The organism is Ructibacterium gallinarum, from assembly GCF_014982785.1.
GTDB lineage: Bacteria > Bacillota > Clostridia > Monoglobales > Monoglobaceae > Ructibacterium > Ructibacterium gallinarum.
Genome location: NZ_JADCKB010000042.1, coordinates 1 through 10,049 on the forward strand (window position 1 = coordinate 1; position 10,049 = coordinate 10,049).

9 protein-coding genes are annotated in these 10,049 nt (G+C 41.7%); all 9 read right to left on the reverse strand.

What is annotated here, in order from left to right:
- Positions 1-357 precede the first annotated feature (357 nt).
- The 9 genes from INF28_RS12275 to INF28_RS12315 all read right to left on the reverse strand — a co-directional run bounded on the left by INF28_RS12275 (position 358) and on the right by INF28_RS12315 (position 9,921).
- The gene (locus INF28_RS12275) at positions 358-2,682 is read right to left on the reverse strand and encodes a C40 family peptidase (protein WP_226393746.1); all 2,325 of its coding nucleotides are present in this window, start codon (positions 2,680-2,682) and stop codon (positions 358-360) included.
- Between the two features lie 18 nt (positions 2,683-2,700).
- Positions 2,701-3,186, reverse strand: coding sequence for a GGDEF domain-containing protein (locus INF28_RS12280; RefSeq protein WP_226393747.1), 486 nt, complete (start codon positions 3,184-3,186; stop codon positions 2,701-2,703).
- A 58-nt stretch (positions 3,187-3,244) separates the two neighbouring features.
- A complete protein-coding gene (locus INF28_RS12285) occupies positions 3,245-5,584 on the reverse strand; it encodes a VirB4-like conjugal transfer ATPase, CD1110 family (protein ID WP_226393753.1) in 2,340 nt (779 codons plus the stop codon).
- Positions 5,499-5,921, reverse strand: a complete 423-nt coding sequence (locus INF28_RS12290; RefSeq protein ID WP_226393748.1) for a PrgI family protein — start codon at positions 5,919-5,921, stop codon at positions 5,499-5,501. Before INF28_RS12290 ends, INF28_RS12285 begins: the two co-directional genes overlap by 86 nt.
- Before the next feature lie 14 nt (positions 5,922-5,935).
- On the reverse strand, positions 5,936-6,523 hold the full coding sequence (locus INF28_RS12295) for a DUF3560 domain-containing protein (protein WP_226393749.1): 588 nt from the start codon (positions 6,521-6,523) through the stop codon (positions 5,936-5,938).
- Positions 6,524-6,536: 13 nt separating this feature from the next.
- Positions 6,537-7,376 (reverse strand): hypothetical protein, encoded by an 840-nt coding sequence (locus INF28_RS12300; protein ID WP_226393750.1) that lies wholly within the window; start codon positions 7,374-7,376, stop codon positions 6,537-6,539.
- A 76-nt stretch (positions 7,377-7,452) separates the two neighbouring features.
- Positions 7,453-7,938 carry a type III toxin-antitoxin system ToxN/AbiQ family toxin gene (locus INF28_RS12305; RefSeq protein WP_226393751.1) on the reverse strand — a complete coding sequence of 162 codons (486 nt, stop codon included), beginning with the start codon at positions 7,936-7,938 and terminating at the stop codon, positions 7,453-7,455.
- A gap of 338 nt (positions 7,939-8,276) precedes the next feature.
- Positions 8,277-8,519: a glutamyl-tRNA amidotransferase gene (locus tag INF28_RS12310; RefSeq protein ID WP_450100380.1), complete on the reverse strand. Its 243-nt coding sequence runs from the start codon at positions 8,517-8,519 to the stop codon at positions 8,277-8,279.
- 25 nt (positions 8,520-8,544) lie between these two features.
- Positions 8,545-9,921 carry a VirD4-like conjugal transfer protein, CD1115 family gene (locus tag INF28_RS12315; RefSeq protein WP_404815180.1) on the reverse strand — a complete coding sequence of 459 codons (1,377 nt, stop codon included), beginning with the start codon at positions 9,919-9,921 and terminating at the stop codon, positions 8,545-8,547.
- Positions 9,922-10,049 lie beyond the last annotated feature (128 nt).

Here is a 10,049-nt window from a genome sequence, read left to right on the forward strand (position 1 = left end):
ACCTAACAATGTTATCACCGCCTGCACTGATCCTAATCGTTCAAACTCTTTTAAAGCTCTTTCTTTTTCTTCTCTCGTATACATTTCTTTTACTCCTTTCAGAGTCCAAGATTATGTCCGCATACCCCCCAGTAAATTGACGCTATCCATTTTTCCTCAAAAACTTATTTTTTTTGCGTCAATTGTGATATAATTGACTATAATAATTTTATCATTGACTGCACACTTTATAAATAGCTCAAATTCTTATTTTTCAAGGCGTTGGAGCGTTTTTAACAGTCAAGTAATAAAACTATCAGTTACAAAACGAAAAGGCAGCGAAAAGCATTGTAAAAATGCCAATCGCTGTCTTGTCTTTTAATACGCACTCGGTCTTGCCGCAAAACCGAAACCGCTGTTTGTGGTTATGACTACATTATTGTTGCTGCTCGAACAATGGATAACGAGGATATTTCCGCTTGCGTCTTTCCCGGCGATAATTCCGACGTGGGATAAATCGCCGTAAAAGGATAAATCTCCGGCTTGTGCGCTGCTCCAAGATATTCGGCTGCACTTTGCGATTTGTCCTTGCGTTCCGTGTCCGATAGAATTTGCCGAAAACCCGGAATTGATAAAGCTCCAAGTTACAAATCCCGAACAGTCCAGTCCGAACGGTCGCTTTGTTCCGGTTGTTTTACTGCCCTCAGATGATACGGTTTTTAATTTGCCCCACTCGCTGTCCCAACCGATAGCGGAGGATTTACCTCCCCAAAAATAATTGACCTTGCCGACAAGCGAGCAAGCTGCCTTTATAACTTTCTTTCGCTCTGCCGATAGGCTTTCGGGCAGATTTTTCAAAATATCCTGTGCTGTTGCGTCTGACACTGCAAGCGAATGTGTTGCCGAGATTAAAACTTCATCTTGTTCCAAAAGCGTATTTAAGGCTTCCTGCTGCTTGCGTGTGAAATTGTATTTTGAAATCATATCGTCTTTGGTTTTGGTCGTAATTGTGATATACACAACTTTTTCCGAAGTATCACCGTTTGTAACCGTTTCGGTGCGTGAGGTTATCTCATGCATATCCCAAAACACATCTTTGAGCTTTTGCTTTTTGTCCTCCGTGATAACGACAACATCTTGAACAGTGTCATCTTCCACGCCTGCAACCTTTGTTGCAAAGACGGCAAGCACCAAATCCCAATTTGCCTGTTCACCGATAATCTCACTTCGGTCAGCCGCTGCGGCATTTTCTATGTCATCGAGCTTATTTGAAAGCTCCATATTGCACTCTGCGACAATAGCGGAAATGGGGATACTGTCATTATCCGCCGCTTCATCGGAAATGAAGATACCGAAAGGACTTGCAGCTATCGCCGCAACCACGATTACAACAATTAAAGCGACTAACAGTACCGCCCATCCACCGAGTGCGGCAAGTGCGGAAACAATGGCTTTTGCTGCTGCCGCTACCATTTGAGCGACTTTAACTGTAATTTTAACAGCCGCTTTTGCGGTTGCCTTTGCGGCTTGTGCAGATTTCTGAGCAACCTCTTTCGCTTGCTTGGCAGCTTGTTTTGCAGCCTTTTTTGTGATTTCTTTCTGTGTTTTTGCCGCTCGTTTAGCCGTTTTAACGCTCTTTTTCTTTGCGGACTTGCCGATGTATGAATTGCCTGTTTTTACGGCTTTGATTGTACCTTTCAACAGGCTGTCCTTTGTTTTGACCGCCTGTTTTGTATTATTCGACACATTCCTTGTAACGGTGTGCGTGTTCTGCTTCGGTATTACCTTTGCCCTGTCCGGTGTTTTTATGAGGTCGAAAGGAGTTTTGCCCCGTGAATGAATGTAATTGTCCTTTGTTTTGGGCATAGATTTTGGTGAAAAGGCGGTGTCTGTGGTGAAGTCGGATTTCGGTACAGAAGTTTCCGTTTTTATCAGCTCTGCATTTTGTTTCGGTATATCGGCAGTATAATTTTTACTTGCAGATTTTTCAGCTTCAGCCTTTGTTTTCAGCTTTTCCGAAACATATTTTTTCCGTGCGTCCTTTATGGCTTGCTCTTTGGTTTTTGGAGTGGGAGCAGAGGAAACAGAGGTATTCTCTCTTGTTTTCGGTGTCGAAACATTCGGTTTTTGCTTAATCTCCGCATTTTTGTGAGCGTTGATATAGTTCTGCTTTGTTTTTACTGTGTCGGCAATATTTTCAGCCTTTTGTGATTTCTGCGAATTGATGTATGCTTCTTTGGTCTTAACCTGTGCCACAGAATTATTAGTCTTTGGTACAGAATCGGTATTTTTTACACTTTCTTTCGTTTTAGGTGTATTATCCGCTTGTTTGGGTGTGTTCTGCACTTCCGAAATATCAGCTTTCTGGGTGTTTGGAGTATCAGCATTTTCCTTTGTTTTAACCTGTTGTTGGTGTTGCTTTACCTTGTTTTTCGCAAGGCTTTTGCCTTTTTGGTACACCGTATCAACGGCGGAATAATATGTATTTTCTACCTGTTCGGTCGCTTCAACCTCGGCTCTCTGCGGCTGTTCGGAGTGTTTGATGTCAAGCTGCTTATCAATAGCGTTTTTAACAAGTGTGTCCTTTGCAACCGTCTTTATATCCCAAGCCGCCGTTTTTGCCGAATGTTCCATCGATTTCGGAGCGTTTTTAACCGATTTTGTGGTAGTCTGCGGTTTTACCTTTATATCTTTTTCGCTCAAAGTATATCACCTCCGGCGTTATTTTTTGCTCTTTTTATCCATATACATTTTCTCATCGGCACGGCAGATTATATCGTCAATGCTCTTACTGTATTTTTCGTGGAATCTTGAATAGCCTATTGAAACAGACAGGTTATATAGCTTTTCGTTGTTGATAAAGTATATTGTGTCCTTGAATTGCGATATATACGGCAGCACATTGCTTTCGGATATGCAGACAAATTCATCACCGCCGATACGGTAAATATCCGCTTTTGTTCCGATAGTATCCCGGAGAGCCTTTGCAACGGTCTTTATTGCATCATCACCGCAAAAATGCCCGTAACTGTCGTTTATCTCTTTCAAGCCGTTTACATCGACAACAATAACCGTAATGCGTGAAATGTTTGCGTTAGGCTTTCGGAGCTTTTTCAAGCGTTCCTCATAAGCGTTACGGTTTTGCACTTCGGTCATACTGTCGGTATAGGCAAGCTCAAATAATTTTTCTGTCATTTTGTTTTTCATAGCGTCCTCCTTGCAAAAATTCAGCGGCGAAGTTTTTATTGCTCCGCCGCATATAATATTACTGCTCATTAATTTTTGTAGACATCAATTTATAGAGTTCCGTATCTGTCGGAAACTCATTGATAAACGGCACAATGGAACCGCCGACCTTGATAAGCCCCCGTCCTGCTCCGGCGTTGGTGATGTAGCTCATCTGCGTATCGGATATGGATAAAAGCTCAGACAGGTCTTTTCTGTCCGACGGTGCTTGATTTAAGAGCAGCAGAAATTCGCTGTTTGAAAGCATACCTCTTGCCGTTTCGTTTAACAGGCAGTCGGAAATGTTCTGTGTGATACCTGTCAAGAGTCCGCCATATTTTCTAAACCGCTTCCAGCACTTCAAAAGGAAATCCGCACTGTACGGATTTTTGAAATACAAGTGTGCTTCATCGACATATACACGGGTGTATTTGCCACGCCGCCTGTTTGCCATAACTCGGTTAAATATATTATCAAGCATAATCAGAAGCCCGATAGACTTCATCTGTTCGCCAAGCTCCAAAATATCATACGCAACAATGCGGTTATTCGTATTGACATCACTCTGATGTGCAAATGCGTCAAGCGAGCCTGTTGTAAATATTTCAAGCGATAATGCAAGGTCTTGTGCTTCGTCCTCCGGCTGACGGAGTAATTCGTTGCGGAAGTCAACCAAAGTAGGCATATATTCCGATTTGCCGCTTAAATATTCGCCGTAAACCTTAATTGCACAGCGGTCAATGATAGATTTATCCTTTGCACCGACACCGCCGCCGAGCCTTGAATCGTTGCTTTTTAATAATTGGTCGAACAGAGATATTAAAAACTCCGATTTTATCGACACGGGGTTTTCGTCCATATCAATATCATTGTTTATTTCAAGTGCATTGATATGGTTTTTTGACGATGCCGAAAGGGTTATAACCTCGCCGCCGAGGTTGCGGATGAGCGAGCCGTATTCACGCTCAACATCTATAACGATAATATCGTCATTTGAAAACAGAGCCGACATCAGAATTTCCATTTTTGCCGCAAATGATTTACCCGAACCCGACACACCGAGAATAAAGCCGTTTCCGTTTAGTAACAGCTTGCGATTACACATAAGTAAATTGTGTGATATTGCATTTATGCCGTAATACAAGCCACCCTTATCTATTATTTCTTGTGTCTTGTACGGAGATAATACCGCCGTGCTTTCGGTTGTAAGCGTTCGCATAGCCTTTATATTCAGAGTTCCGAAAGGTAATACCGTCTGCATACCGTCCTCCTGCTGATATTTGAGCGTTGCAAAGTTACAAAGGTGCTTTCTGCCTATTGACATCAGCGTTTCGGTGTCGTTGTCAAGCTGCTCCAAGCTGTCAGCAATGTGCAAAAGCGTAACCGTTACAAACATCATTCTCTGGTCACGGGTAGTTAAATCGTCAAGAAACTCTTTGATTTCTTTTCGCATTTGCTCCATTTCATACGGAATATTTGCGGAAAAATTATTGTTTTCATTTTGCTTCTGCTGCCATTTGGTTATATCCGTTTCAATGGCAAGCAGCTTTTTCTGAACAATTTTAACCGCCTCATCGGTAGGGATAGGCTGAATAGTGATAGATAACATCATACTTCTTGAAAAGTCTGTAAGCTCTGAAATCATACTGTCTTTTAGGAAAGAGGGATACTCTTTTAGGAACACCGTTCGTGCGTATTTATCGCCGATTTTGATATAGTCTTTCTTAAATTCCAAGCTGTCGGGAGCAATGTAGTCCTTAAAATCCGCACCTTTCGCCATAGCTTTTTTTAGGTCAAAATCAAATTCTTCGTTTTCGCCCGTCTTAAAAAAGTCATTAAAAATGCGAAGCCTGTCTTTGTAACCAAGCTCCGCTATTTTTGACGATATTTTCGCATAATCGGCAGTTAAATCGTTTCCCACACGAGTAAAGAAAGTCCGAGCCTCCTCGATGTTTTTCTTTTCGGTTGCGACCGTGATATATTTTTCGTGTACGATATTGTTGCTCTCCGACATCTTATCACAGAGTATGCCGTTGAGTTCTTTTGTGTATTTTCCGTAATTCGGGTTATCGGACGGTGTTGTGATTTGCTCAAACACCTTATTGTGAAGCTGACGGTTATATATCGTGATTTCAGCCATAGCGTCTGTCGGAAGTCCGTTAAGAATTGCAGAGTGGGCAAGGAACATTTGCAGCTGGTCATCGTCTGAAGCTACGGCATAGTTTATGTCCGAGAATTTCCACGACTTTGAAAACAGCCGTCCCGTCCGAAAAATACCGTCCTTGTATATCGCATCAATCGGTATCGACTGCTGAACCGTCCTTGCAATTTTTCTTTTTTGCTTTTTTATTCGGTTTTTTCTTCCGAACAGATTTAGCATTGCCATTTGTGAGTTCCTCCTTTATCATTTCATAAAGATAATTCGTGCTTTCAAATTTTCGCACTCCGGCAGCGAGAAATTCGGACCTAAACCACGCTCCGACAAATTCTTCAAAGTTCATACCGTTGTATTTGAAAAAGCCGGTAACAGCAATAGGTGCTGCCGCCACAATACAAAGCCAAGATACCGTTTCTTTGTCGATATAGTTTTTAAGTCCGAAGTATATCCCGACAGCGGCTCCGACCGCCGCCACCGAACAGATAAACTGCCGTGTTGAAAGTCCGAAAAACAGGCTTTCGTGATAGTCTTTAATTTCCTTATTGATTCTTATCTCCAAAATTGATTACCTCCTCATCTTTCCGGCTCGCTCTTTTTCGGTGTTTTGGGCTGTAAGTCGGTAGGTTTTTCGCCGTTTTCGGGTTTAATGAAATCTATCCGATTTGCTGCATAAAAAGCATTGGGATTAAGCTGTCTTTGCCAAGCCTTATCGCTCGGTGCCCAGCGAAAACCGTTAGACTTTAATATCGTTCTTTGTTCTTCGCTCGGTTTTTCATCAAATATTAGCTGCAAACGGTTTTTATCTTCGTTTATGACCGCTTCGCCGCCGTTAAATTTCCAACCGACAAATTCCGTATTCTGCGTTGCCGTAAGGTTTTCGATACGCTTTTTCAGTCTGCGTATTTCGGCATTGTTATTTGTAAGGCGGTATGACGGAAACGGCTGTTTATCCCACGAATACGCCTGTTTTATATTTTCATCAAGCTTTGCCGCAAGCTCGTCCGAAACCCCCTCACAGCCTACGCAAGTTCCGTTTTTCTTGTAGTAGGCATTTACCTTTTTCATAAATTCCTGTTCTGTTTCGCATTTATGCAGTTTTTCCGTCAGCTTTTCAATAGCCTGTGGGTCATCGCTGCTGATAGCATTATTTTTGTAACTCATATAAAAATCCTCCTTATGTTCCGAATAATTCTTTCACAATTCTGTCTGCTCCTTTGATAAGACCTACCAAAACGAGCATATTAAAAATCACCTCGCCGATGTATTTCCATATCATTGTGACGGTTGTAATACTTGTGTCAAGCGTTGGCGTACTGTTTGACGCAAATGCCGAAAATATGATACACGAAAGCACGATAACAGCACCCTCCATACAAACTCCGACATACGACTTCAAAAACGATTTCCCCATAAACGATGTTGTTTCCCCTGCAAATGAGGAAAGGGGAACGGGAGCTATCGCCGTATAGATATACAGCTTAAAAAATCTGCCGTACACGGTCATAATCATTATGAACGATAAAACCGTAATAAACAGACTTCCCAAAATCGTTACAAGCCATAGCGGAATACTCGCCCAAAAGCCTGTGTCCTCCACAGCTTGCTCGATTGCCGCCGGGAGTGTAACCGACGCACCGCCGATACCGCCGAGAGAGCCTGCGATTTGTTCCACAATTCCGCCGCAAATGGTGTAAATCGCCGTCATTAAATCCATTGCATAAGTAATCGCCACCTTCGCCGCACAAAAGCGGATAAAATGCTTTAAGGCATATTCCGGTCGCTGAAAATCACGAAACGACGCCGTTGACTTAAATATGCTCATAGCAAAAAAGAGGACCAACAAGCCAAGTCCTATGGCTTGAAGTCCTCCGTTTATTCCGGATATAACACCCCATATAGCACCGCCTTTGAAGCTTTGCGGCGAGGTTGTAATAAGCGACCATATTTCGGTCATTTTATCGTTCCAAGTGGAAAACGCATTTTCGAGGTTGGCTACAATCCAATTATCGCTCAAAGGTAATTCACCTCCTCCTGTCCTAAAACGCAAAAAAGCCATCACTTTTTATGGTGATGGCTTAAAACTTATAAATTTATTTTTTATATTCCCTGCAAAGACCTTCCAAGAGAATAAAATCATTACATCTTTTTGCAAGTCCCGTTGAATTTCCGTGTTCTATCTTATGCTTATAGACATTTGAAGCATTTTTCCGTATCTTTTCTTGAATAGACTTTATATAACGATATTCAGACAGCAACAAAGCTCTGTAATGCTCATCCTTTTCCTTGCTGATGTCAACATAGAAACATTCCGAAAGAGGAACGGGAAATATATTATTTAAGTTGATAACAGCATATTTTTTAATCTTTATAAAATCAATCATTTCAGACATTTTATTATGCTTCGGCTTAAAAGACGATAAAGGTGCAAAATAATCGAAACCGTTTACTTGCAAAACAATCCCTATATATTTACGCTCATTTTGTTGTCCTGCCTGCTTGTTGTGAAACAAATACGGAGCGTGAGGGGATAAATAATCTATGTACTTATTTTCTATTTGATAAAACCTTATATCCATTTATTACTCCTTGAACATATAACAAAAGGGCAAGCAAGCTTGCCCCCTGTTACACTCGCATTCAGAGCAGCGAAACGCTCGCTTGTAAATTTCTTGATTAGAGCCAAGAGAAGCTCGCTTTATAAGTTTCTCATTTATAGGGCTGAGATACACCCCTGTTAGCATTGTATGCAAGAAAGATAAAATTGATACATCTACCTTTCCGCATATTTATTCTACTATACATTTTGAAAAAAGTCAATAGATTTTAAGCGTTTTCGTCTTTTTGCACTAAAATTTTTTATTCTCAAGGAATTATGATTTTGCAAAAGTTCGGATAAATATGATTATCTAAACGTTTAGATAATCATATCGAGTATATCTTTCGCAAATGCAATGATAACACCGCCGAAGAATGTCAAAAAGCCGTTGGCTCTCTGTGATGCGTCGTGCGATTTTAAGGATAAACCTATCTGCACAACGCCGAAGCCGAGCAGAATAAAGCCGATTGCCTTAATTGCCGAAAAGATAAAATCCGAAAGGCTGTTTATTGTTCCAAGCGGATCTGACGCAAAAACCGTTCCCGTGAGTGCGGTCATCATAACCGCAAGTGCCATAAGTACAAGTTTAGCCTTGCGGAGAATTTTCTGTGCTTTCGCAATTTTCTGAATTGTGTTCTGATTTTTCATTGTTTGTTACCTCCAAAATTTCATTTTGTTTTGTTTGTGGGTTTACAAAATCAAATGTTTTCACATTATCCCCGTCAACCTCCAATAGCTTGATATTTGATAAATCCTCATTTATGGTAAAGGATAAATCATTTCGTAAATATTTTTCCGACTTGCTGTGCTTGTACGGCATAGCTTTTCCGTCAGCGGTTTTTGCAATATTCGGGTGCGACAGTATATCGAATTTTTTATCAATTAACGGTCGCTCGCCACGAATAAAAATGAGGGCGTTGCTGTTGTCAAGCAATCGTACCTCATCAAGCGTTAAAAGCTCACGCCCGGCATTTTGGTAATTGGTGTTACTGCTGCCGTGCTGACCTTTTGTAATACCTCTTGTGCGTGTGTCAATGGTTTCTTTTCCGAGCATTTTTGAAATATACTCGTGTGTGCTTTGCTCGTTGCCGCCGAGATAAAGCAGCGTATCACAGTTACCCGTGATGTTTTCCCAGCTATCCTTGAATAATGCTTTTAACTGTGCCATATTCTGAATAATAATGCTTACCGAAATACGCCGTGACCGCATTGTCGCAAGTATACGTTCAAAGTTATCGGGCAGAGCGACATTGGCAAACTCGTCCATCACAATATGCACGGGGATAGGCAGCTCGCCGCCGTGGTTGTTGTCTGCATTGAAATACAACGCTTGAAAGGCTTGTGTATATAACATTCCGACAAGATAATTAAAGGAATTGTCATTGTCGGGAATAACGCAAAATATGGCTCGTTTGCGTTCGCCGAGAGTGCCTATATCAAGATTATCGTATGAAGTCATTTTAGCTATCTCCGGCAAATTAAACGCCGCAAGCCGCACCGCCGCTGAAATAAGGATTGACTTCGCCGTTTTGCCGCTTGCCTGTTTGAAAATTTTATATTGCCTTACTGCAATATGCTCCGGCTTTTCGTCCTCCAAGCCTTGAAAGAGAATATCCACCGGGCTTTGGTATCCACTTTCGTCCTCGTCCTCAACGGTTGCTGCGTTTTCGATTAAAAACATCAGCATTTCAAAGGTCTGTTCTTCGGGCGGGGCTTCGTGCAGAAGATAAAGCATTAAAGCAGAATCAAGTGCAATTTCGGATTTTTCCCAAAACGGGTCGTTTTGCTGTGCGTTCTTCGGTGTTGTATTCTGAATAAGGTTTGAAATCAGCTTTATAACATCTTCATCTTTGCGGATATACACAAACGGATTATATCCGTCCGAGTTTTCCGGCTCGATTAGGTTAAACACCTTAATATCATAGCCGTTTTCAATGAGTAACGGTGCGATGCTTCGGAGCATTTGTTGCGATAGGTAAGCCTTTGAAGTAATCTCCGGCTTTTCCCCCGCTTAGCACGTGGCGTGATGGTTTCCCATCACCACGCGCCCCATCAAAATTCACCTATACATTAATTTCACATAAGCCAACC